A 21,713-nucleotide genomic window follows, 5' to 3' on the forward strand; every position below is an offset into this window, starting at 1 on the left:
CGGTCAGTCGTCCCCGTCGTCGTCGCCCTGGAACCCGGCGCCGTTCCCACCGTCGTCCCCGCCCGACGGTGCCGCGGGTACGTCCGGCCGACGGGTGGGCTGGACGGACGCCGCGCAGTACGTCAGGACGACCGTGCTGCCCTGTGGGACGTCGCCGCGCGGGACGCTCTGCTGCGTGACGGTGTTGCCCGCGCAGACGTTCGTGGGCGACCCCTGCACCGTGAGGCCGAGGCCGCGCAGGGTCGAGTCGGCCGTGGTGAACGGCTGCTGGGTCACGTCGGGGAGCTGGACCTTGCCGTTCGACACGACCAGGTCGATGACCGAGCCCTTCGGGAGCGTGCCGCCGGAAGCCGGGTCCGTGCTCATGACGGTGCCTTCGGGGATCGTGGCCGAGTAGTCGGAGGTGACGGCACCGACCACGAACCCGGCGTCCTCGAGCTGCTTCGTCGCTGCGTCCTGCGCGGCCGAGCCGACGTCCGGGACGGTGACCTCCTCGGGGCCGGTCGAGTACACGACGCGGACCTCCTGCTTGCGGGCGACCGACGTCCCCGATCCGGGCTCCGACCGGATGACGTCGTTCTTGGCGACGTCGTCGGAGGACTCCCCGACACCCACCGGTGTCAACCCGCGCGTGAGGAGTCGTTGGCGCGCGTCCTTGTAGGTCTGCCCGGCGACGGACGGCACCTTGATCGAGGAGCTGACCGGGGGCTTGCCCGGCTCGAGGTTCACGACGAAGTACGCGACCGCTGCGATGACGGCGATCGTCAGGAGGATGCCGAGCCAGATCCACGCCACCGGCGGGCGGTTCTGGGTGCGCTGGGGCGGCCGTTCCTGCGTGTCGTCGAGCTCACGGAACGCCACGTCGGCGGTGGCCGCCGCTCGCGGGTTGACCCCGAACAGCAGGGAGGCGTCGTCGGCAGCGGCCGCGGCGAGCTTCTTCGACGAGGTGGGCACGTGACCAGCGGCCGCCTGCTGCAGGTCGCGACGGAACTCCGCCGCGTTCTGGAAGCGTCGGGTGCGGTCCTTCACGAGGGCGTGCAGTGTGACGGCATCGAGCGCCGGTGACACGGTGGTCGTGATGGTCGACGGCGCGACCGGCTGCTCGCTGACGTGCTGGTACGCGACCGCGACCGGTGACGCGCCGAGGAACGGCGGCCGGCCGGTCAGGAGCTCGAACAGCACGATGCCGGTCGAGTAGAGGTCCGTCCGGGCGTCGACGAGCTCGCCGCGCGCCTGTTCCGGTGAGAAGTACGACGCGGTGCCGAGGATCGACGTGGTCTGCGCCACCGTGGCCGACGTGTCGGTGATGGCGCGGGCGATGCCGAAGTCCATCACCTTCACCTGGCCGGAGTGCGTGATCATCACGTTCGCGGGCTTGATGTCCCGGTGGACGACGCCGGCCCGGTGCGAGAACTCGAGGGCGGTCAGGATGCCCTCGACGATGCGGGCCGCTTCCTCCTGCACGACCGGACCCTCGGCCACGATCTCGCTGAGCGGACGCCCCTCGACGAACTCCATGACGATGAAGGGGACCTGCACCTCCGAGCCCGTGGACTCGCGGACGGTCTCCTCGCCGGCGTCGTAGACGCGGACGATGGTCGGGTGCGCCATGCGGGCAGCCGCCTGGGCCTCCTGCCGGAACCGCGTGCGGAAGGCGGGGTCGTTGGCGAGGCTCGGCTTGAGCAACTTCACGGCGACCCGCCGACCCAGTCGAGTGTCGGTCCCGACGTGGACGGTGGCCATGCCCCCTCGACCGATGACCTCACCGATCTCGTAGCGGTTGGCGAGGAGCGTGATCCCCGCGGTCACACCTTCTGGCACGTACTCCTCCGAATGTCCGTCCGGGCAAGTGTACGGCAGGGGTTTCTGGTGAGACCCTGGCCGGCGGCCCGCCGGAGTCAACCGTTACCGGAACGTGGCGAGGCCCCGACACGGATCGTGTCGGGGCCTCGGAACGGCTCTTCCGTCGCGTCAGTCCTGCGGCGTCTCCGTCGGCGTCGGCGCGTCGGTCGGCTCCTGCGGCTGCACCCACGTGGCGGTCGCCGGGTCCGAGCTGCTGGACGCGGCGAGGTTGCCGCAGGTGACCGTGTACGACAGCGTCACGTCGTTGCCGGGCTGGTCGGCCTGGATGTCGACGGACGTCTCCGACGTGTCGCCGCTCGTCGCGCCGGACCCGTCCTTGCCGCCCGAGACCGTCCAGGAGTACTTCGAGACGGTGTACCCGGTCGGGCAGGTCGCGGTGGACCAGCTGAACGTCACGGCGCCGGTGGCCGAGACAGCGCCCGCGCTCGGGGTGTTCGGCTTGTTGACCGACGGCGGCGCGGTGTACTCCCGCAGGGTCACGAGCGCGCCCTCGGCGAGGCTCCCGGTGGGGCTGATCGACTGCACGGTGTTCGCCTGCTCGGCGGAGGCGGCCGGGTCGCCGTCCTGCACCTGCACGTCGAAGCCGAGCCCCTGGAGCTCCGAGCGGACCTCGGCGGTCGGACGTCCGACGTAGTCGCCGGGGTCGATCGTCGTCCGCACCGCGGTCGGCTGGGGTGCCGTGGTCGGTTCCTGGCTGGGTGTCCTCGTCCGGCTGGGCGCCGATGACGGGGCCGGGTCGGGATCGGGACCGGCGTCCTGGTCCCGGTTCGCGAACACGACACCGCCGATGACGAGTGCCGCGACGACCACGGCCGCGATGACCCACCAGATCCAGGCGCGGCTCTTCCGCTCGTCGTCCTCGTCCTCCGGCCCGACGGGCGTCCGAGGGGCGCCGCCGAGCACGGGGGCGTTCGGCTGGGTGCCGATCAGGGCCGTGGCGTCGTCGTTCCCGGCGGGCGGGTTGAAGGCGACGGTCCCGGCGCCGGCGAGGGCGGGCACGGCCACGGTCGCCGCGGCGACGTCACCGCGACGGAGGGCCTGGGCGGCGCGCGCGAGGTTCGCGGCCGTGGCCGGACGGTCGGCGGGCTTCTTCGCGATGCAGGACATCACGAGTGCCGCGACCGGCTCCGGGACCGTGCCCGGGAGCGCCGGCGGCTGCTCGTTGATGTGCGCCATCGCGATCGCGACCTGCGACTCGCCCGTGAAGGGTCGGCGTCCGGCCAGGCACTCGTACGCGACGATGCCGAGGGAGTAGATGTCCGTCGAGGGGGAGGCGGGGTGACCGCTCGCCTGCTCGGGCGAGAGGTACTGGACCGTGCCCATGACCTGGCCCGTGGCCGTCAGCGGGACCTGGTCCGCGATGCGGGCGATCCCGAAGTCGGTGATCTTCACGCGGCTGTCGGGGGTGATGAGCAGGTTGCCCGGCTTGATGTCGCGGTGCACCAGTCCGACCGCGTGCGCGGCCTGCAGCGCGTTCGCCGTCTGCGCGACGATGTCGAGGACCTTGTCCACCGGGAGGGTGTGCTCCCGCTCGATCATCGTGGAGAGCGCCTCGCCCGGGACGAGCTCCATCACGAGGTAGGCGCTGCCGTCCTCCTCGCCGTAGTCGAAGACGTTGGCGATGCCCTCGTGGTTGACGAGTGCGGCGTGCCGGGCCTCCGCGCGGAACCGCTCGAGGAACCCGGGGTCGCCGAGGTACTCGTCCTTGAGGATCTTCAGGGCGACGGTGCGACCGATGACCAGGTCGGTCGCCTGCCACACCTCTCCCATGCCGCCGATGGCGACGCGGGACGAGAGCTGGTACCGCCCACCGAAGGTGAGTCCGCTGGTGGGTCTCATTTGTTCAGCACCGCCTCCATGACTTTCTTCGCGACGGGAGCCGCGACCGTGTTGCCGACCCCGGACTGCCCGAGCCCGCCGCCGTTCCCGACGACCACGGCGACCGCGACCTCCGGGTCCTTCGCCGGGGCGAAGCCCGTGAACCAGAGTGTGTACGGGTCGCCGGTGCCGCCCTCGGCGGTGCCGGTCTTGCCCGCGACGTCGACCCCGTCGATCTTCGCATTCGTTCCCGTCCCGGCGGCGACGACGCTCTGCATCGCCTCGGTGAGGTCGGCCGCCTGGCCGGACGACAGGGGAGCGCTGAACTGCTGGGGGGTGAAGGACTCGACGGTCTTCAGGTCGCTCGTCTCGATCGACTCGATGAGCGACGGCTTCATCACCCGACCACCGTTCGCGATGCCGGAGGCCACCATCGCCATCTGCAGCGGGGTCACCCGGTCGTTGGCCTGGCCGAACGCGCTGAGCATCAGCTGCGCGGTGGACTCCGGCTCCGGGTACTGGCTCGGTGTGGCCGAGGTCGGGATGTCGATGACGTCGCCGAACCCGTAGGCGTCGGCGGTCTTCTTGATCGTGTCGTACCCGAGCTTCTGACCGAGTTCCGCGAAGGGGATGTTGCACGAGTACTGGATCGCGACGCGCAGCTTCACCTCGTCGCCACCACCGCAGCTGCCGCCCTCGGCGTTGTTGATCCGCGAGCTCGTGCCCGGGAGCGTCAGGGTCGACGGGTTCGGCAGCGTCGAGTCGAGGGTGAAGTCCCCGCTCGCCAGCGCGGCCGAGGCCACGACGAGCTTGAAGACCGACCCGGGGGTGTACAGGTCACCGGCAATCGCACGGTTCTGCAGCGGCTTGGACGCGTCGGCCTCGAGTGCCTGGTACCGCGCGATCACCTCGTCGGTGTCGTGCGACGTCAGCGTGTTCGGGTCGTACCCGGGCTTCGACACCATCGCGAGGATCTTGCCGGTCTTCGGCTGGATCGCGACGACCGCGCCGGTGTTCGCGCCGAGGGCGTCGTACGCGGCCCGCTGCACGTCCGGGTCGATCGTCAGGTTGACGTTGTCGCCACGGACGTCCTGGCCGGTCAGGATCGCGTTGAGGTTCTGGAAGAAGGACTCGTCGGAGTTGCCCGACAGGACGGCGTTCTCGGCGCTCTCGATGCCGGTGTTGCCCTGGCCGATCGTGAAGTGCCCGGTGACCGCGGAGTAGAGCTCGCCGTCGGTGTACTCGCGCTGGTACTGGTACTGGTCGTCGACCGCGGTGGACTGCGCGATGGGCTTGCCGTCGACCAGGATCGCACCTCGTCTGGTCGAGTAACTGTCCAGGATGGTTCGAGAGTTCCTGGAGTCTGCGCGGAGCGAGTCCGCCGAGAAGAACTGGATCGACGTGGTCGACACGAACAGGGCCACGAACATGAGCACGATCACGGTCGAGACGCCGCGGAGTTGGCGGTTCATCGGCGCTCCTTCCTGGGTCGGCGGCGGCCGGTGTCGCCCCGCTCGGCGACCGCACCCTGCTGGATGCGCTGCTCGGCGGGGATGGAGTCGGTCAGCCGCAGCAGCATCGCCGCGATGATCCAGTTCGCCACGAGGGACGAACCACCGGCCGCCATGAACGGCGTCGTGAGGCCGGTGACCGGGATGATCCGGGTGATGCCGCCGACGACCACGAAGACCTGCAGGGCGATCGTGAACCCGAAGCCGATCCCGAGCAGCCTGCCGAAGTCGTCCTGCGCCATGAAGCCGACGCGGATGCCGCGGGAGACGAGGACCACGAAGAGCCCGAGGATCGCGAAGACCCCGATGAGCCCGAGCTCCTCGCCGAGGGAGGCGATGATGTAGTCGGCGTTGGCGACCGGCGTGATGTACGGGCGGCCCTGGCCGAGGCCGGTGCCCGTGATGCCGCCGTTCGCGAAGCCGAAGAGCCCCTGCACGAGCTGGTAGCTGCCCTGGGTCTGCCGCAGGAAGATCTGCTGGTCGAAGGGGTCGAGCCACTGCTCGAACCGGCCCTGCACGTACACGAGGGCGCTCGCCGCTGCGAGGGCACCGCCGATGAACAGCCCGAGCCCGATGACGACCCAGCCGAGGCGCGCCGTCGCGACGTAGATCATCACGAGGAACAGGCCGAAGTAGAGCAGCGCCGTGCCGAGGTCGCGCTGGAACACCAGCACGCTCATGGCGGCGCCCCAGACGATGAGGATCGGGCCGAGGTCACGGGCCCGCGGGAAGGTCATCCCGAGGAACTTCTTGCCGACGATCGACAGGCTGTCCCGCGCGGTCACCAGGTAACCGGCGAAGAACAGGGCCATCGTGATCTTCGCGAGCTCGCCGGGCTGGAACGAGAACGGTCCGATCTGGATCCAGACGCGGGCCCCGCCGATGTTCGTCCCGATCCCGGGCAGCATCGGCAGCAGGAGCAGCGCGATGGTGAGCAGCATGAAGATGTAGCGGTAGCGCTGCAGGAACCGGTGGTTCCGGACGAGCAGCAGCGTCGCGATGGCGAGCACCATGGCGAGCAGGGTCCAGACGATCTGCTTGACACCGATCGCGTCCCACCCGGTGTCGCCGTTGTGGATGTCGATCCGGTAGATCTCGGCGATCCCGATGCCGTTGAGCACGAGCGCGACCGGCAGGACGAAGGGGTCGGCGTTCTTCGCGACGACCCGGAGCACGACGTGCATCACGAGGGCGAGCCCGAGGATCGCCGCACCGGTCCACAACACCGACGTGTCGAAGACCCTGCCCTTCGTGCCGAGCTGCACCAGGACCATCGCGCCGGCGCAGATGCCGCACGCGATGACGAGCAGCACGAGTTCGAGGTTCCGGGCGCGCGCGGGCTCGCGGAGCTTGATCGTGATCGCCTGGGTCAGCGACGGTGCGGTCGTGGCGCTCATCGTGCGCTCCTGGACGGGGAGGGGGACGGCGACGGGCTGCGCGTCGACGACGGGCCGGGCGAAGGTGAGGACGACGGACGGTCACCGGAGCCGCCGGTGCCGCTCTGGTCCTGGCCGGTCTCGGCCGCGGTGCGCAGTCGCTCGACGATCTCGCGGGCGTCGTCGAGGGACGTCGCGTTGATCGTGGAGCGGACGTTGTCGCGCGTGAAGTCGGGGAGTTCGGCGATCGCGATGTCGGTGTCCTCGTAGACCTCGGACAGGGACACCGGCCCGATGGTCTGCTGGACGCCCTTGTAGATCGCGACCGAGCCGCGGTCGGTGCCCACGTAGTAGTGGTCCTGCACGATGCGGTAGCCGATGAACACCGCGCCGACGAGGACCAGGACCGCCACGACGAGCGCGACCGACCACGAGATGCGACGGCGGATGCGGCGACGACGGTCCTCGGCGATGAGCTCGGCGAAGTACTGGTCCGACTCGGGCTCGAAGTGCGAGTCCTCCGGGGCGGTGGACACCTTGAGCGGGTGCAGCAAGATCGTGGGGAGGCGGATCGGCTTCCGGCCGGTGGGCGCCTCGAACGTCAGCGGGGCCGCGGCGGACCCGACGGTGGTGGCGGCGTCGTCGTCCTCGCCGGGCTCGGAGTCGGTGACGTCGAGCACGACGACGGTGACGTTGTCGGGCGCGCCGTGGTCGAGCGTCTCCTTGACGAGGCGCTGCGTCACCTGGTTCGCGTCCATCGAGGACGCGAGGGCGTGCCGGATGCGCTCCTCGGCCAGGTACGAGGACAGGCCGTCGGAACAGAGCAGCCAGCGGTCGCCGGGGCGGATGTCCATGACCGCCGTGTCGACCTCGGGCGCCGCGTCGACGTCGCCGAGGACGCGCATCAGCACGGAGCGCCGGGGGTGCACGGCGGCTTCCTCGGGCGTGATCCGGCCGCTGTCGACGAGCCGCTGCACGAAGGTGTGGTCGGACGTGATCTGCTGCAGTTCGCCGTCGCGCCAGCGGTAGATCCGCGAGTCGCCGATGTGCGCGATCGCGAGCTGGTCGCCGACGCGGATCATGGCGCTCACCGTGGTGCCCATGCCGGTGAGCTCCTGGTGCTCGAACACGGTCTCGGTGATGAGCTGGTTCGCGGCGATCAGGGCAGACTGCAGGGCGAACTCGGCGTCGTGCGCGGACGTGAACTCGCGGTCGACCTCGCGGATGCGACGGATCGCGATCGCCGATGCCACGTCACCGCCGGCGTGCCCGCCCATGCCGTCGGCCACCGCGAACAGGTGCTGCCCGGCGTAACCGGAGTCCTGGTTGTTCGCGCGGATGCGCCCCACGTGGGACACAGCGGCGCTCAGCGTGCGAGCCGGCATCCGGGCCTACCGCCGCAGCTCGAACGTCGTCGTCCCGATGGTGATCGGGGTGCGTTCCGCGACGGTGGTGGGGGCAGTGACCTTCTGTCCGTTGACGAAGGTGCCGTTGGTCGATCCGAGGTCGGCGAGGACCCATGCCCCGCCCTGCAGGTCGAGCCGGGCGTGGTTGGTCGACGTGTAGTCGTCGCGGATCACGACGTTGCTCTCGCTCGAGCGGCCGATCGTGATCGGACCGCCGCCGAGCGGCATCTCCATGCCCTCGCGTGCGCCCTCGGTGATGACGAGGCGGGTGGCGACCGACGCGGCGGGGGCGGCCGGGCCTCCTGTCTGACCGATCAGCTCGGTGAACGCGCTGGCGGAGGAGCTGTTCCGGGCGGCGGCAGCACCGGTCCCGGCGGGCACCGGCGGCGTGGTCGGCCCGGAGGGGCCGGCCTTCGGGTCGGTGGGGATCGCGCGCACACGCTGGCCGAAGAGGTCGCTCCGGAGCGCGAAGACGATCACGAAGACGAACAGCCACAGCACAGCGAGGAACGCGAAGCGCAGCACGAGCAGGGTCAGGCCTGTGGTCATCGCGCACCTCCGTCGTTCTCCGGGATCACCCGGAACACCATACGGGTACGACCGATCTCGATGGTGGAGTCCGGCTCGAGGATCGCCTGCTGGAAGCGTTCGCCGTTCAGCTTCGACCCGTTCGTCGAGCCGAGGTCGTTGACCTGCGCGTGCTTGCCGTCCCACAGCACCTCGACGTGCTTCCGGCTGGTCCCGGTGTCGGCGACCGTGATGTCGGCGTCCGTGCCGCGCCCGATGACCGTGCGTCCGCGGTGCAGTCGGTGCCGCTGGGAGCCGATGTCCAGGACGGCCACCCACGCGACGTCGCGCTGCACGGTGGTGGAGTCGATCTCGAGGATCCCCGTCGACAGCGTGCCGTCCTGCTGGAGGCGGATCGTCACGGGACCGGAGAACGAGTAGTTCTGTGCGACGGCGTGCTGCTGCACCCGCTGCGTGAGCTCGTCGATCAGGGGACGTCCGACGTCGTTCATGCGCGTGTGGTCCGGCGGAGCCAGGCGCACCGTGAACTCGTTCGGCACGAGGATGCGCTCGCGCGAGACGACGGCGGCCTTGGTGTCGAGCTCGCGTCGGAGGGCCGCAGCGATCTCGACCGGCTGCACACCGGAGCGGAAGGTCTTGGCGAACGCACCGTTGACGGCGCGCTCCAACCCTCGCTCGAAGTTGTCCAGTAGGCCCATGGTCTCCACGTTCTCGGTCGCTGACCACTGCATGGTAGTGGTTGGCTCCGGGGGCCGTCTGTGCGTGGTAGTGTTCTCGTCGCTGGCGCGAGTGGCGGAATTGGTAGACGCGCACGGTTCAGGTCCGTGTGCTGGAAACGGCGTGGGGGTTCAAGTCCCCCCTCGCGCACCAGGGCTCTCCGGTGGAGAGCAGCACGACGAAGGCCCCGGTCGGGAGACCGGGGCCTTCGTCGTTCCCGCCAGCCTCGTCGGCCGGTCGCCAGCTTCGTCAGGCCGGCTTCAGCTCGTCAGGCCGGCTTCAGCGCCGCCGCTCGGCGAGAGCCGCGCTCGTCATCGCGCAGCCCGAGAGGACCAGCGCCAGGAACACGATGAGGACGAGGCCGGTGGCGATGTCGACGCCGGTGTCCTGGGCGAGTGTGGTCCAGACCCGGATCACCATGACCACCAGGGCGACGGCCGCGCCGAGGAACGACGCCAGGGCGACGACGAGCAAGCCCAGGGCGCGGCCACGCCACGGCGCCGCTCGGTCGGTGTCGGGCGCCGCCGGACGACGGTCTCCGTACGGGGCGGGTGTCCGGTCGCGGGCGTTCGAGGACATGGGCGGCTCCTCTGCGTCTCGGGTGGCAGCACATCGCTGCACGACGAGTCTCCCGCATCGTGGCCCGAGGACGGGCGAGCCCGCGGCAGGGTCCGAGGACGGGCGAGCCCGCGGCAGGGTCCGAGGACGGGCGAGCCCGCGGCAGGGTCCGAGGGCGCGCGAGCCCTGGTCAGACCGTCGCGCTCCCGAGGACACGGTGCGCCACGGAGATCGACTCCCCGGAGACGACCGACAGCGGGGACGACAGGAAGGCGACGAGGTCCGCGATCTGCTGCGGGCTGGACGCACCACCGGCACCCGGTCGGACGTCCGCGCTCGGGGTGTCGGTGACCGCGCCGGGGTTGACGACGTTCACCGTGACGCCGGTGCCGGCGAGCTCGTCGGCCAGGTTCTTCGCGATGACGTTCGTCGCGGCGTTCCGGAGCGAGGTCGTGATGTTGCCGGTCAGGTAGGCGTTCTGTCCGCTGACGACGACGACCCGGCCGAAGCCCGCGGCCCGCTGCAGGGGCAGGACGGCGTTCGCGACGCGGAGGAAGCCGAGGGCCTTGCCGTCGATCGCGGACGCCACCTGGTCGGGGTCCGAGCGTCGCTCCGGGTCGAGGGTGCCCGCGGCCGGTGCCGCCGTCACGACGAGGACGTCGATGCGACCGTGCTGCTCGAGCACCGTGGCGACGGCGGTGTCGACGGAGGTCTGGTCCGTGGTGTCCACCGTCACGCCGTCCGTCGCGGTGCGCGAGGCGACGACCACCGTCGCACCCTCACGACGGAGACGGTCGGCGACGGCTGATCCGATGTACCCGGCGCCGCCGACGACGAGGGCGACCCGGTCCTGCAGTTGGAGGTCCACGAGCGTGACGGTACGCCGCGGTGCCCGCGGACGGACGGGAGGCCGGTACGGACGGGAGGCCCGGCCGCGTCCGACCGCCGCCGCTGCCCCAGCCGCGTGATCTGAACACTCTTGACGGGCACACAGCGAGCCCGGCCGATTATCGCCCTCGTACGACGAACCACATCCGTCACGAGGGAGCGACATGAGCGATCAGCAACAGCAACCTCCGGGTTCCGAGCAGGCGATGACGCCGAAGCCGGACCACGGCGAGACGAGCTACACCGGCTCGGGCAAGCTCACGGGCAAGCGCGCCGTCATCACCGGCGGGGACAGCGGCATCGGCAAGGCGGTCGCGATCGCCTACGCGCGTGAAGGAGCGGACGTCCTCATCTCCTACCTGCCGGAGGAGGAAGAGGACGCGCAGGAGACCAAGCACTGGATCGAGGAAGCGGGCCGGAAGGCCGTGCTGTTCCCCGGCGACGTGAGTGACCCGGCGTACTGCCGGAGCATCATCGAGACCGCGGTGTCCGAACTCGGCGGCATCGACGTGCTCGTCAACAACGCGGCGTACCAGATGACCCACGAGACGCTCGAGGAGATCTCCGACGAGGAGTGGGACCGCACCCTCGCGACGAACCTCAGCGCGTACTTCCACCTCGCGAAGGCGGCACTCCCGCACATGACCGCGGGTGCCTCGATCATCGGGTCCAGTTCGGTCAACTCCGACAACCCGGTGCCGACCCTCCTGCCGTACGACGTGACGAAGGCCGGCATCGCGAACTTCTCGGCCGCGCTCGCGCAGCTCGTCGGGGAGCGCGGCATCCGCGTGAACAGCGTCGCCCCGGGGCCGATCTGGACGCCGCTCATCCCGGCGACCATGCCGCCCGAGCAGGTCGAGCAGTTCGGCAAGCAGACGCCCCTCGGTCGCGCCGGACAGCCGGCGGAGCTGGCTCCGGTGTACGTCCTGCTCGCGAGCGACGACGGCAGCTACGTCTCCGGTGCGCGGATCGCCGTCACCGGCGGCACGCCGATCCTCTGACCGCCCACCAGAACCGACACAGAAACAGGAGAACGATTTGTACTTCCACAAGCAAGAGCTCCAGTTCAAGTCCACCCCCGACAAGCCCGACGCGGTCTACGCCCGCAAGCTCCAGGAGGTGCTCGGCGGCCAGTACGGCGAGATCTCCGTCGCGATGCAGTACCAGTTCCAGGCGTGGAACATGCACATCCCGGGCAAGTACCGCGACATGGTGTTCGGCATCGGCGCGGAGGAGATGGGCCACGTCGAGATGCTCGCGACGATGATCGCGCAGCTGCTCGAGAAGGCCCCGCTCGGCATCACCGGCGACGCGGTGCAGGACGACCCGACGGTCGCCGCGGTCCTCGGCGGCACCGACATCCAGCACGCGATCGTCGCCGGTGCCGGTGCGCGCCCGGTCGACAGCATGGGCAACCCCTGGCAGGGCTCGTACATCACCGCCAGCGGCAACCTGCTCGCCGACTTCACGGCGAACGAGAACGCCGAGATGCAGGGCCGCGTCCAGGCTGCCCGGCTGTACCACATGACCGACGACCACGGCGTGCGGGACCTGCTGAAGTTCCTCATCGCCCGCGACACCATGCACCAGAACATGTGGGCGACCGCGGCTGCGGAACTCCGGGAGTCCGGTCTCGAGACCATGCCGGTGCCGAGCAACTTCCCGCAGCACAAGGAGAACCAGGAGGTCAACTACCAGTACCTCAACTTCTCCGACGGTGCCGAGGCGAAGAACGGCCCCTGGGCGAGCGGCCCGTCGTTCGACGGCAAGGGCGAGTACTCGTACCACGACGGCCCCACCACGTCGTCGCCGATGCCGCCGCCCACGCACCCGGACTCGCGCTTCTACGGCACGACCGAGCTGCCGAACACGATCGAGAAGATCGCCGGCACGGTGCAGGACAAGCTCAACAAGGAGTAGTCCGACCCCGGTCCACGCACGAGCCCCTCCTCACCACGAGGAGGGGCTCGTGTCGTTCCACCAGGCCGCCTGGTGGTTCGGCGCGCGAAATGTACAACGAGCCGAAAAGTTCGTTGACCACATAGTTCACGGTGTGAAAGAGTTTCTTCGTCCAGACGGACAGCAGTCTCTCGACGAGGAAGGCGCCATCATGCAGAGCACGTACCACACCACGTCACTCGACACTCGCTTCGGCGGCTCCCACCCGCGCGTGGGCCTGACCGACCCGGCCGTCATCGAGGCCTACGTCGCCCGACGGATCCAGGACCCGTCGCTGCTGTCCCGCCGCTCGGAGGTCTCGTACGCCGACTTCTTCGTCGCCCCGGCCGCCTGAGCCGAGCACGGAGCACCAGCACGACCGCCCGAGTGGGTGAGGGAGACCACGACCCATGCCGTTGACCGTCGTCCGACGCGAACACGTCCACCTCTACGCCCGTGAGCCGCGCACCCGGTCCGCGAAGACCGCCGTCGACGCGCTCCTCCGCCTGCAGCACGCGGAGGAGGACCAGCTCGAACGCGCCCGGGTCGAGAGCGGCCTGACGAAGAACGAGTTCCTCACCGTCCGCTACATGCTCCAGGCGCACCGCGACGGCCGGAGCATGGGACCGAAGGACCTCGCCGTCATGCTCGGGGTGTCGAACGCCTCGGTGACGAAGATCGTCGACGGGCTCGTCGAGAAGGGCGACCTCGTCCGGTCGCCACACCCGACCGACCGTCGTGCACAGGTGCTCGAACCGACCGTGCAGGCGGCGCGCAAGATCGACGTGTCGTACGAGACCTTCCACCAGGCGGTCGTCGAGGTCATCGACCACCTCTCCGCCGAGGACAACGAGGTCCTGACCCGGTGCCTCGGTCAGATCACGGCAGCGCTCGACGCGGGTGCGCCGAGACCGGTGGACGAGTACACGGTCGACGGGGTCGCCGTCCGCTCCCTGCCGGACCCGACGGCGGACGACGGCTCCTGACACGCACCGGACGGGAGGCCCGGCACGCGTGGTGATCCGGGCCTCCCGACCGGCACTGGCCGCGAAAACCTTCCAGCGGTAAGTTGGCAGGATGACCCACCCCGCCGACGAGGACGACGCGGCGCCGCCGCGCCGCGGCGGGTACCGCAAGGGCACCGAGCGACGTGCGCAGATCCTGGACGAGATGATCCGGATGGTCGCGGAACAGGGCGTCGACGCGTCCTCGCTCCGGTCCGTGGCGGACGCGCTCGGCATCACGCACGCGGCGCTCCGGCACTACTTCCCGAGCCGCGACGACCTGCTCCTCGCCGTCTACCGCGAGCACGAGGTCCGCGAGCAGGGTGCTCCGGAACGGATGAAGTCCGCGATCGGCGACATGCGGGAGAGCGCCGCCCGCAACCGAGCCGTCCCCGGACTCGTGCAGCTCTACACGACCCTCTCCGCCGACGCCGTGCAGGAAGGGCACCCGACCACGCGCGAGTTCATGCGTGACCGGTTCACCCGGTTACGCGCGGACCTGAGTGAGCTCATCCGCCGGGACCAGGCCGCCGGCCGGATCCGCGACGACCTCGACCCCGAAGACCTGGCGAGCCTGAGCATCGCGGCCTCGGACGGGCTGCAGGTGCAGTGGCTGCTCGACCCGGACGCCGTCGACGGGGAGCGGGTGCTGCGCCTGCTCGAGCGGATCGTGCCCGCGGGTGGCGCGGAGGAGCAGGCACCGCGCTGACCGGTTTCGACGGCCGTCGTCCTGCTCCGGGTCGACGGGCCGTGGAACGCGGAACGGCCGGCCCCCGGAGGGAGCCGGCCGTTGGCGTCGAGGAGCGGTGGTGCTACGCGGTGAGGACCGCGGCGGCCGGGTCGAAGTCCTCCGGCAGCGGCGGGACCGCGTCGACGGACGACGTGATCTCGACGGCCGACCCCGACTCGGCGGCGTCGCGGATGCCGAGCAGCACGTCGAGGACGTGCAGTGCGACGGCACCGGAGGCGCGCTCCGGGCGGTCCTCGGCGATGGCGCGGGCGAGCTCGACGACACCGGTGCCACGGCCCCAGGTGGAGCCGACGGCCTCGAGCGTCTCGGGCTCCTCCTGGCCGTAGCGCCAGAGCTGCGAGGACCCCTCGAACGTGTTCGGGTCCGGGAGCGAGATCGTGCCGAGCGTGCCGTTGATCTCGACGAAGCCCATCCGCGGCAGCGCGTGCTGGAACGAGAACGTCGACTGGGCGGACTGCCCGCCGGCGAACTCGATGAGCGCGGCGTGGTGGGTGGGGACCTCGACGGGGAACGTCTCACCGGCGCGGTCACCCGACGCGATCGTGCGGCGGTCGAGTGACTTCGACGACACGGCCTGCACGCGGCTGGCGGTGCCGAAGGCGTGCACGAGCGTCGTGACGTAGTACGGCCCCATGTCGAACAGCGGGCCGGCACCGGTGGCGAACAGGAAGTCCGGGTTCGGGTGCCACGCCTCGGGTCCGGGCACGTGGAACAGCGTCGTCGCGGTGAGCGGCTCACCGATGTCACCGCGGGCGATGGCCCGGAGCGCCGTCTGGATCCCGGCGCCGAGCACGGTGTCCGGGGCGGTCGCGACGCGGAGGCCCTTCGCCTGCGCCGACGCGAGCACGGCAGCGGCCGAGTCGTGGTCGGTGGCGATCGGCTTCTCGCTCCACACGTGCTTGCCGGCGTCGATGATCTGCTGGTCGACCTCGGCGTGCGCGGCCGGGATCGTCAGGTTGATCACGATGGCGATGTCCTCGCGGGCGAGGAGTTCCTCGACCGTGCCGGAAGCGGCGACGCCGTAGGCCTCCGCCTGGGCGGCGGCACGGTCGGTCAGGACGTCGGCGACGAAGCGGACCTCGACGTCGGCGAACTGCGTGAGGTTCTCGAGGTACTGGGTGGAGATGTTGCCGGCACCGATGATGCCGACCCCGACACGGCTCACGCGGCGTCCCCGGCGGTGTCGTTGGCCTGCAGCCAGGTGAGGGACTCGGCGATGCCCTCGAAGACGTCGCCCTTGTACGCGTCGAACTCGACGACGCGGATGGCCTGCGGCGCCGCGGCGAGGATGCCCGCCACGTCGACGTCGCCCTGGCCGGCCGGGGTCTGGTTCTCGAAGGCCCGCTGGAGGGCCTCGGGCACGATGAGTGCGCTCTCGGACGAGGGCAGCGCGGTGCGGATGTCACCGTCGACCTTGCCGTCCTTGACGTGGATGGCGACGACGCGCTCGCCGAGACCGCGGAGCACGGCCGGGGCGTCCGCACCGCCGACGGTCGCCCAGAAGGTGTCGACCTCGAGGACGGTCTCCGGGGACAGCTGCGACACGAAGAGGTCGTAGACGGTGCGGCCGTCGACCTTGTTCGTGAACTCCCACTGGTGGTTGTGGTACCCGAACTGCAGGCCGCGGGCGGCGGCCTCGGCGGTGAGGACGTTGACGCGCTCCGCGATGGCCTTGACGTCGTCGGCGGTCTGCCAGCGGTCGGTCGGGATGAACGGGTCGATGACCGTGCGGATGCCGAGGCGCTCGGCGGCGTCCCAGATCGGTGCGGTGTCCTCGGCGTCGATCACGGCGACGTGACCCGACGGTGCGTGCAGGCCGGTGGCGGCGAAGGCACGTTCGAGGTCGGCGGCACGCTCGACGAACGCGTAGGGCTCGACGTTCTCGTAGCCGATCTCGCGGACCCGCGCGATGGCCGCGTCGAGGTCATCGGCGATGGCGTCGCGCAGTGAGTAGAGCTGCACAGAGGTGGTGGGCATTGCAGAGGCTCCTTCGATCCTGACTGGTGTGCGGCCGACGGAGACACTGCTCCACGGCGAGACGATGACGACGCTACCGCAGAAACCACCCGGTGTGTAGTTTTCGCTGTCGCGGAGTTCCCGGTGGCATGTATGCTCGCCCTCGAAAAACCGTGCGAGGTATGGTTTTCATCGACTCAAGGAGGCGTCATGAGCACACCCGAACCCGCGGAGACCCCGGTGCTGGTCCACCCGGAGCAGGGGATCACCCAGCCGGTCAGCACCCTGCGTGTCAGCGTCGGCTACCAGATCGCACTGTTCCTCGGGCAGTTCGGCCTGTTCGTGGCCCTCATGGCGCCGGTCTACGTGAGCATGCAGCTCAAGGCGGAGGCACTCGTCGGCAGCGACGCCGCGAACGTCATCGGCTCGGTGCTGCCGATCGGCGCGTTCGGCGCGCTCATCATGAACCCGCTCGCCGGCGCGCTGTCCGACCGCACCCGGACGCGATGGGGTCGGCGGCGTCCGTGGATGCTCACCGGCGTGGTCGTCTTCGCGGTCGCCCTCGCCTGGATCGCGTACGCCCCGGACACCCTGCAGCTGACGCTCGGGTGGCTCCTCGCACAGCTCGCGGCCAACACCGTGCTCTCCACGCTCACCGCGAGCTTCGCGGACAACGTGCCCGAGTTCCAGCGCGGGAAGTCGTCGAGCATCATCGCGCTCGCCCAGAACACCGCGGTCCTGGCCGGCACGTACCTGTCCGTGTTCTTCGTCGCGAACCTGCCCGTGCTGTTCATCGCGCCGGGCATCCTGGCGATCGTGCTCGTGGTCGTCTACGCCGTCGTCGCCCGGGACGAACTGCCGACCTACCCGCTGAAGAAGTTCACGTTCCTGAACCTGATCTCGTCGTTCTGGACGAACCCGGTCAAGAACCCGGACTTCGCGTTCGCGTGGTGGTCGCGCTTCCTCATCATCTTCGCGACGTTCATGTTCACCACGTACCGACTGCTCTACATGAAGGAGCACATCGGCCTGTCGAGCGACGCCGAGGCCACCGCCGCCGTCGCGTTCGGCGTCCTGCTCTACACGATCGCGCTCCTGGTCAGCGCTGCCCTGTCCGGCTGGGCCTCGGACCGGCTCGGGCGCCGGAAGGTGTTCGTCGCCGGGTCCACCGCGCTGTTCGCCGTCGGGCTCATCGTCCTCGCCCACGCCGAGACGGTGAACGGGTTCTACGTCGCCGAGGTCATCATGGGCTTCGCCTACGGCATCTACTCCGCGATCGACACCGCGCTCGTCGTCGACGTGCTGCCGAACGCCGACCGGCCGGGCAAGGACCTCGGCGTCATCAACATCGCGAACGCACTGCCGCAGTCCCTCGCTCCCGCCGCGGCGCTGTTCTTCCTGAAGTTCGGCACCGGGGGCACGCCCGACAACTACGAGCTCATGTGCTGGGCGGCAGGAGGCGTCGCCATCATCGGCGCACTGGTGGTGCTGCCGATCAAGCGGGTCCGCTGACGCGACCCGGACCGGACGGGAGGCTCCCCACCGGTCACGGCCGTCCCGCCGCTGGCGCGTCGGTCCGGGACCGGCCGGCGTGGGCCCAGCGGCCACGCGGCCACGGGCCTCCCGTCCGTCGTACGGTTGCGGGATGACCACCGCGCCGACCCGCACCTTCACCGCCCCCGTCGGCCGGATCGTCGGCCACCACGACGGCGCGGTCGTCCGCGCGCTCGGCATCCCGTACGCCCGGTCGGAGCGGTTCGCGCGTCCGGAGCCGGTGCCGCCGTCCACGGAGGACTTCGTCGCCGACACCCCCGCCCCTGTGCCGCCGCAACCGTCGACGCCCGTGCTCGAGGCGCTCATCCACCCCATCGAGGCCGAGGTCTCCGAGCAGTGCCAGGCGCTCTCGGTGACCGTGCCGGCGGACGTCCGCGACGACGAGCGGCTGCCCGTCATGGTGTGGATCCACGGCGGCTCGTACGTCGTCGGCGGCGGGGACATCCCGATCCACGACCCGCGCGCCCTCGTCGAGGAGCAGCGCGTGGTCGTCGTGGCCGTGACGTACCGGCTCGGGGTGCTCGGGTTCCTCGGCGACGGGGAGCGGGTACCGGCGAACCTCGGGCTGCTCGACATCGTCCAGGCGCTCCGGTGGGTGCGCGGGAACATCGCGGCGTTCGGCGGCGACCCGGAGTCCGTCACTCTGTTCGGCCAGTCCGCGGGCGGCGACGCGATCGCCCACCTCATGGCGGCAGACGGCACGGCCGGGCTCTTCCGCCGGGTGATCGTGCAGAGCGCGCCGCTCGGGTTGTCCCGCCGCCGTGCCCGGATGAACCGCGCCATGGTCCGGGCCGTCCGCGCGGTCGGGCCGGAGACCGGACTCGACGAGGTGCTCGCGCTGCAGGCGGCGGCGGAGCGGGTCGCGCTGCCGTACGGCCTCCGCGGCGGGATGCCGTTCGGCACGCAGTACGGGCACGCGCCGCTGCCGGCCGAGCGCCACCTCGACGCGGCCTGGCGCCGGGCGGCACCGCACGTCGAGGTCCTGATCGGGTCCGCGTCGGACGAAGCCGCGCTCTACATCCCGATGATCCCCGGTCTGGCGGCGCTCTGCCAGACGCGCGCCGGCCGTGCGCTCGTGCGCTGGCTGCTCGTCCGACCCCTCACCGCGGTGATCTACGGCCGGGACGCCCGTGCGTTCGCCGCACGACACCGCGCCGCGGGTGGCCGTGCCGTCGTGTACCGGCTGCACCGCGGGGTCACGGTCCGACCGACCGGGGCCGTGCACATGAGCGACGTGCCGCTGCTGCTCGGCGACCGTCAGGCCTGGGCCGGCAGCCGCTTCGTGCCGGAGCGGGACTGGGCAGCCGTCGAGCGGCGCGGTCCGGGGATCCGCGCGGTCTGGGCGGAGTTCGCCCGCACCGGACGGGTCACGGCCGTCGACGACGAGACGCTGACGTTCGACCGGGGCTGACCCGCCGCACCCCTCGAACTGGCGGTCGCGCCGTCGCCGCCCGCGACGGATGATCGTCCTCATGCCCGACGCCGATCTCCGCCACCGCATCGTCACGGCAGCGGTCGAGGCCTTCCGGCGGTCGGACTTCCACAGCGTCGGACCGGCCGAGGTCGCGGCGCTCGCCGACGTCACCGTCGCCCAGGTCACCGACGCGTACCCGGTCTGGGAGCTGCTCGTCGTCGCCGTCATGGACCGCTGGGACAACGGGGACCGCCGGCGGCTGTGGCACCTGGCCGAGGAACAGGGGGCAGCCGCCTACCTCCGGGCACGCCTGCAGTCCGGTCTCGCCGACCCCGCGCTCGTCCGGATGCGCATCGCCACGCTGAGCGCCGCCTCCGCGCCGTCACACCCCGCTGCCGGGTGGTTCCACACCCAGTACGAGCACGCGTTCGACGACGTCACCCTGGCCCTCGTCCGCGACGTCGTGGCCGGACGCGAACCGCGCGGGACCTCCCCGAGACACGCTGCCGAGCAGCTCGTCGCCCTGTACGAGGGGCTGCAGTTGCAGGCCATGCTCCGGGACGACGCGGACCTCCTCTCCGGTTGGGACCGGGCCGTCGCCCGGATGCGCGCCGGCTGGGGCGCGGTCGCGCTGGTCTGAGCAGCCGCCGGCGACCTGCCGGGACCGGCGGTGAGGGACGGGAGGCGCGGTGCGGGTGAGCCGGTCGGCCCTCCTGCACCGCGCCTCCAGTCCGGACCGCTGCGGACGCAGCGAGCGGTGTCAGCCGCGGATGAACGCGAGGATGTCGGGGTTGATGACGTCCGCGTGGGTCGTCAGCATCCCGTGCGGGTAGCCCTCGTAGATCTTCAACGTGGCGTCGCTGAGCAGTTCGGCCTGCTTCACGGCGGCGTCCTGGTACGGCACGACCTGGTCGTCGTCGCCCTGCAGGACGAGGACGGGCACGGTGATGGCGCGGAGGTCCTCGGTCTGGTCCGTCTCGGAGAACGCCTTGATGCCCTCGTAGTGCGCGACGGCGCTGCCCGTCATGCCCTGACGCCACCAGTTGTCGATGACCGGTTCCGACGGCGTCACACCGGGACGGTTGTAGCCGTAGAAGGGGCCGGAGGCCACCGCGCGGAAGAAGTCGGCGCGGTTCGCCGCGAGGGCCTGCCGAAACCCGTCGAAGACCGAGATGTCGGTGCCCTCGGGGTTCGCGTCGGTCTTCACCATCAGCGGCGGCACGGCGGAGACGAGGACCGCCTTCGCGACCCGCCCCTGCGGCTGGCCGTACTGCGCGACGTAGCGGGCGACCTGACCGCCACCGGTCGAGTGACCGATGTGGATCGCGTCGTGCAGGTCGAGGTGCTCGACGACGGCGGACACGTCGCTGGCGTAGTGGTCCATGTCGTGGCCGGTGCCGATCTGCGACGAGCGCCCGTGCCCTCGGCGGTCGCTCGCGATCACGCGGAAGCCCTCGGCGAGGAAGTACAGCATCTGCGCGTCCCAGTCGTCCGAGGACAGCGGCCAGCCGTGGTGGAACACGATCGGCTGGGCGTCGGGGTTGCCCCAGTCCTTGTAGTAGATCTCTGCACCGTCGTCGGTGGTCACGAATGCCATGGTCGTCCTCCTGTTGTGGGGTGGGGTGGGGTCGGGGTGGTCTTGGTGGGGTCGTCAGTCGAGGTCAGCGACGGCGTCCGTGATGAACGCGGCGACCTCGGCGGGGTGGGTCTGCATCAGCAGGTGCGGGCCGTCGATCTCGATGACCTTTCGGAAGCCGGCGCGCTGGTACCCGAAGCGCTCGACGTCGGGGTTGATGGTGTGGTCGGCGCCGGCGACGATGCCCCAGGACGGCTTGGTCTTCCACGCGGCCGCGGAGGCGGGCTCGCCGAACGCGACGGCGGACAACGGACGCTGCGAGACCGCGAGGACCCTCGCCTCGTCCAGGTCGAGGCCCCCGGCGAACACGGCGGGGAACGCGTCGATCGCCACGGACACGTCGGTGCCGGGTTCCGCCCCCTCGACCGGGTAGGGCGCGTAGACGAGGTTCGCGGCGAGGGCACTGTCGGGGAAGCCGCCCTGGAGGGTGCCGAGGCTCTCACCCTCCTCGAGCGCGTACGCGGCGACGAACACGAGCCCGACGACGTTCTCGGCGACGCCGGCGACGGTGAGGACCGCGCCGCCGTAGGAGTGCCCGACGAGCAGGACCGGACCGTCGATCTGCTCGACGAACGACCTGATGGAGGCCGCGTCCCCGGACAGGCTCCGGTTGGGCACCGGCGGCACGCGGACCTGGTGGCCCTGGTCGAGGAGGAGCTTCGTGACGGGCGCCCAGCTGGCGGCGTCGGCGAAGGCCCCGTGGACGAGGACGATGGTGGGTGACGATGCCGGCATGACGCGAACCTATCCGCGGGGACGGCCGGCGCACATCGGTCACGATGACTGAGATCGTGA

General features: G+C 70.7%; 21 protein-coding genes and 1 tRNA gene. 9 read left to right on the top strand and 13 right to left on the bottom strand.

Annotation, left to right across the window (positions count from 1 at the left end; translation table 11 throughout):
• Positions 1-3 precede the first annotated feature (3 nt).
• From pknB to DEJ34_RS00110, 7 genes are all read right to left on the bottom strand, one after another.
• On the bottom strand, positions 4-1,821 hold the full coding sequence (gene pknB / locus DEJ34_RS00080) for a Stk1 family PASTA domain-containing Ser/Thr kinase (RefSeq protein ID WP_258368211.1): 1,818 nt from the start codon (positions 1,819-1,821) through the stop codon (positions 4-6).
• A gap of 150 nt (positions 1,822-1,971) precedes the next feature.
• Entirely contained in the window at positions 1,972-3,702 is a 1,731-nt protein-coding gene (locus DEJ34_RS00085; protein WP_110910769.1) for a serine/threonine-protein kinase, read from the bottom strand.
• The gene (locus DEJ34_RS00090; RefSeq protein ID WP_110825760.1) at positions 3,699-5,153 is read right to left on the bottom strand and encodes a peptidoglycan D,D-transpeptidase FtsI family protein; all 1,455 of its coding nucleotides are present in this window, start codon (positions 5,151-5,153) and stop codon (positions 3,699-3,701) included. Before DEJ34_RS00090 ends, DEJ34_RS00085 begins: the two co-directional genes overlap by 4 nt.
• On the bottom strand, positions 5,150-6,589 hold the full coding sequence (locus DEJ34_RS00095) for an FtsW/RodA/SpoVE family cell cycle protein (RefSeq protein ID WP_110910768.1): 1,440 nt from the start codon (positions 6,587-6,589) through the stop codon (positions 5,150-5,152). The genes DEJ34_RS00090 and DEJ34_RS00095 overlap by 4 nt, the downstream gene beginning before the upstream one ends.
• Positions 6,586-7,953, bottom strand: a complete 1,368-nt coding sequence (locus tag DEJ34_RS00100; RefSeq protein WP_110910767.1) for a Stp1/IreP family PP2C-type Ser/Thr phosphatase — start codon at positions 7,951-7,953, stop codon at positions 6,586-6,588. The genes DEJ34_RS00095 and DEJ34_RS00100 overlap by 4 nt, the downstream gene beginning before the upstream one ends.
• Before the next feature lie 6 nt (positions 7,954-7,959).
• A complete protein-coding gene (locus DEJ34_RS00105; protein WP_110910766.1) occupies positions 7,960-8,523 on the bottom strand; it encodes an FHA domain-containing protein FhaB/FipA in 564 nt (187 codons plus the stop codon).
• Entirely contained in the window at positions 8,520-9,200 is a 681-nt protein-coding gene (locus DEJ34_RS00110) for an FHA domain-containing protein (RefSeq protein WP_110825816.1), read from the bottom strand. The genes DEJ34_RS00105 and DEJ34_RS00110 overlap by 4 nt, the downstream gene beginning before the upstream one ends.
• Positions 9,201-9,285: 85 nt before the next feature.
• Here DEJ34_RS00110 and DEJ34_RS00115 point away from each other — a divergent pair.
• Positions 9,286-9,372, top strand: a tRNA-Leu gene (locus DEJ34_RS00115).
• Between the two features lie 126 nt (positions 9,373-9,498).
• Here the strand turns inward: DEJ34_RS00115 and DEJ34_RS00120 are convergent.
• Positions 9,499-9,798, bottom strand: coding sequence for a hypothetical protein (locus tag DEJ34_RS00120; protein ID WP_110889434.1), 300 nt, complete (start codon positions 9,796-9,798; stop codon positions 9,499-9,501).
• A 169-nt stretch (positions 9,799-9,967) separates the two neighbouring features.
• Positions 9,968-10,645, bottom strand: coding sequence for an SDR family NAD(P)-dependent oxidoreductase (locus DEJ34_RS00125; RefSeq protein ID WP_110900780.1), 678 nt, complete (start codon positions 10,643-10,645; stop codon positions 9,968-9,970).
• A gap of 184 nt (positions 10,646-10,829) precedes the next feature.
• On the opposite strand from DEJ34_RS00125, the gene DEJ34_RS00130 reads away from it, so the two are divergent.
• From DEJ34_RS00130 to DEJ34_RS00150, 5 genes are all read left to right on the top strand, one after another.
• The gene (locus tag DEJ34_RS00130; RefSeq protein ID WP_110889435.1) at positions 10,830-11,666 is read left to right on the top strand and encodes an SDR family oxidoreductase; all 837 of its coding nucleotides are present in this window, start codon (positions 10,830-10,832) and stop codon (positions 11,664-11,666) included.
• 37 nt (positions 11,667-11,703) lie between these two features.
• Positions 11,704-12,585, top strand: coding sequence for a manganese catalase (locus DEJ34_RS00135; RefSeq protein ID WP_110825753.1), 882 nt, complete (start codon positions 11,704-11,706; stop codon positions 12,583-12,585).
• Between the two features lie 190 nt (positions 12,586-12,775).
• Positions 12,776-12,958, top strand: coding sequence for a hypothetical protein (locus DEJ34_RS00140; RefSeq protein ID WP_110825752.1), 183 nt, complete (start codon positions 12,776-12,778; stop codon positions 12,956-12,958).
• Between the two features lie 55 nt (positions 12,959-13,013).
• Positions 13,014-13,589 (top strand): MarR family winged helix-turn-helix transcriptional regulator, encoded by a 576-nt coding sequence (locus DEJ34_RS00145; protein ID WP_110825751.1) that lies wholly within the window; start codon positions 13,014-13,016, stop codon positions 13,587-13,589.
• A 91-nt stretch (positions 13,590-13,680) separates the two neighbouring features.
• Positions 13,681-14,316 (top strand): TetR/AcrR family transcriptional regulator, encoded by a 636-nt coding sequence (locus DEJ34_RS00150; protein ID WP_110825750.1) that lies wholly within the window; start codon positions 13,681-13,683, stop codon positions 14,314-14,316.
• Between the two features lie 103 nt (positions 14,317-14,419).
• On the opposite strand, the gene DEJ34_RS00155 is transcribed toward DEJ34_RS00150, so the two are convergent.
• Positions 14,420-15,523: a Gfo/Idh/MocA family protein gene (locus DEJ34_RS00155; RefSeq protein WP_110889437.1), complete on the bottom strand. Its 1,104-nt coding sequence runs from the start codon at positions 15,521-15,523 to the stop codon at positions 14,420-14,422.
• Positions 15,520-16,335: a sugar phosphate isomerase/epimerase family protein gene (locus tag DEJ34_RS00160; protein ID WP_181422195.1), complete on the bottom strand. Its 816-nt coding sequence runs from the start codon at positions 16,333-16,335 to the stop codon at positions 15,520-15,522. Before DEJ34_RS00160 ends, DEJ34_RS00155 begins: the two co-directional genes overlap by 4 nt.
• Before the next feature lie 189 nt (positions 16,336-16,524).
• Between DEJ34_RS00160 and DEJ34_RS00165 the strand changes: the two genes are divergently transcribed.
• The 3 genes from DEJ34_RS00165 to DEJ34_RS00175 all read left to right on the top strand — a co-directional run bounded on the left by DEJ34_RS00165 (position 16,525) and on the right by DEJ34_RS00175 (position 19,922).
• A complete protein-coding gene (locus DEJ34_RS00165) occupies positions 16,525-17,826 on the top strand; it encodes an MFS transporter (RefSeq protein WP_110889438.1) in 1,302 nt (433 codons plus the stop codon).
• Positions 17,827-17,959: 133 nt separating this feature from the next.
• Positions 17,960-19,279, top strand: a complete 1,320-nt coding sequence (locus tag DEJ34_RS00170) for a carboxylesterase family protein (RefSeq protein ID WP_110910765.1) — start codon at positions 17,960-17,962, stop codon at positions 19,277-19,279.
• A 61-nt stretch (positions 19,280-19,340) separates the two neighbouring features.
• On the top strand, positions 19,341-19,922 hold the full coding sequence (locus tag DEJ34_RS00175) for a TetR/AcrR family transcriptional regulator (protein ID WP_146232829.1): 582 nt from the start codon (positions 19,341-19,343) through the stop codon (positions 19,920-19,922).
• 120 nt (positions 19,923-20,042) lie between these two features.
• Here the strand turns inward: DEJ34_RS00175 and DEJ34_RS00180 are convergent, their stop codons facing one another.
• Positions 20,043-20,879: an alpha/beta fold hydrolase gene (locus tag DEJ34_RS00180; RefSeq protein WP_110910764.1), complete on the bottom strand. Its 837-nt coding sequence runs from the start codon at positions 20,877-20,879 to the stop codon at positions 20,043-20,045.
• A gap of 54 nt (positions 20,880-20,933) precedes the next feature.
• Complete coding sequence (locus DEJ34_RS00185) at positions 20,934-21,653, bottom strand: alpha/beta hydrolase (RefSeq protein ID WP_110910763.1); 720 nt, start codon at positions 21,651-21,653, stop codon at positions 20,934-20,936.
• Positions 21,654-21,713: the final 60 nt, after the last annotated feature.

This window comes from Curtobacterium sp. MCPF17_050 (assembly GCF_003224435.2).
GTDB lineage: Bacteria > Actinomycetota > Actinomycetes > Actinomycetales > Microbacteriaceae > Curtobacterium.

Excerpts from the sequence above, each read along its gene's own strand:
- DEJ34_RS00165 (WP_110889438.1), top strand. The coding sequence starts at position 16,525 with ATGAGCACACCCGAACCCGCGGAGACCCCGGTGCTGGTCCACCCGGAG.
- DEJ34_RS00120 (WP_110889434.1), bottom strand. The coding sequence starts at position 9,798 with ATGTCCTCGAACGCCCGCGACCGGACACCCGCCCCGTACGGAGACCGT.
- DEJ34_RS00160 (WP_181422195.1), bottom strand. The coding sequence starts at position 16,335 with ATGCCCACCACCTCTGTGCAGCTCTACTCACTGCGCGACGCCATCGCC.
- DEJ34_RS00185 (WP_110910763.1), bottom strand. The coding sequence starts at position 21,653 with ATGCCGGCATCGTCACCCACCATCGTCCTCGTCCACGGGGCCTTCGCC.
- DEJ34_RS00100 (WP_110910767.1), bottom strand. The coding sequence starts at position 7,953 with ATGCCGGCTCGCACGCTGAGCGCCGCTGTGTCCCACGTGGGGCGCATC.
- DEJ34_RS00140 (WP_110825752.1), top strand. The coding sequence starts at position 12,776 with ATGCAGAGCACGTACCACACCACGTCACTCGACACTCGCTTCGGCGGC.
- DEJ34_RS00130 (WP_110889435.1), top strand. The coding sequence starts at position 10,830 with ATGAGCGATCAGCAACAGCAACCTCCGGGTTCCGAGCAGGCGATGACG.
- DEJ34_RS00180 (WP_110910764.1), bottom strand. The coding sequence starts at position 20,879 with ATGGCATTCGTGACCACCGACGACGGTGCAGAGATCTACTACAAGGAC.
- DEJ34_RS00170 (WP_110910765.1), top strand. The coding sequence starts at position 17,960 with ATGACCACCGCGCCGACCCGCACCTTCACCGCCCCCGTCGGCCGGATC.
- DEJ34_RS00150 (WP_110825750.1), top strand. The coding sequence starts at position 13,681 with ATGACCCACCCCGCCGACGAGGACGACGCGGCGCCGCCGCGCCGCGGC.
- DEJ34_RS00095 (WP_110910768.1), bottom strand. The coding sequence starts at position 6,589 with ATGAGCGCCACGACCGCACCGTCGCTGACCCAGGCGATCACGATCAAG.
- DEJ34_RS00145 (WP_110825751.1), top strand. The coding sequence starts at position 13,014 with ATGCCGTTGACCGTCGTCCGACGCGAACACGTCCACCTCTACGCCCGT.
- DEJ34_RS00085 (WP_110910769.1), bottom strand. The coding sequence starts at position 3,702 with ATGAGACCCACCAGCGGACTCACCTTCGGTGGGCGGTACCAGCTCTCG.
- DEJ34_RS00110 (WP_110825816.1), bottom strand. The coding sequence starts at position 9,200 with ATGGGCCTACTGGACAACTTCGAGCGAGGGTTGGAGCGCGCCGTCAAC.
- DEJ34_RS00175 (WP_146232829.1), top strand. The coding sequence starts at position 19,341 with ATGCCCGACGCCGATCTCCGCCACCGCATCGTCACGGCAGCGGTCGAG.
- DEJ34_RS00105 (WP_110910766.1), bottom strand. The coding sequence starts at position 8,523 with ATGACCACAGGCCTGACCCTGCTCGTGCTGCGCTTCGCGTTCCTCGCT.
- DEJ34_RS00090 (WP_110825760.1), bottom strand. The coding sequence starts at position 5,153 with ATGAACCGCCAACTCCGCGGCGTCTCGACCGTGATCGTGCTCATGTTC.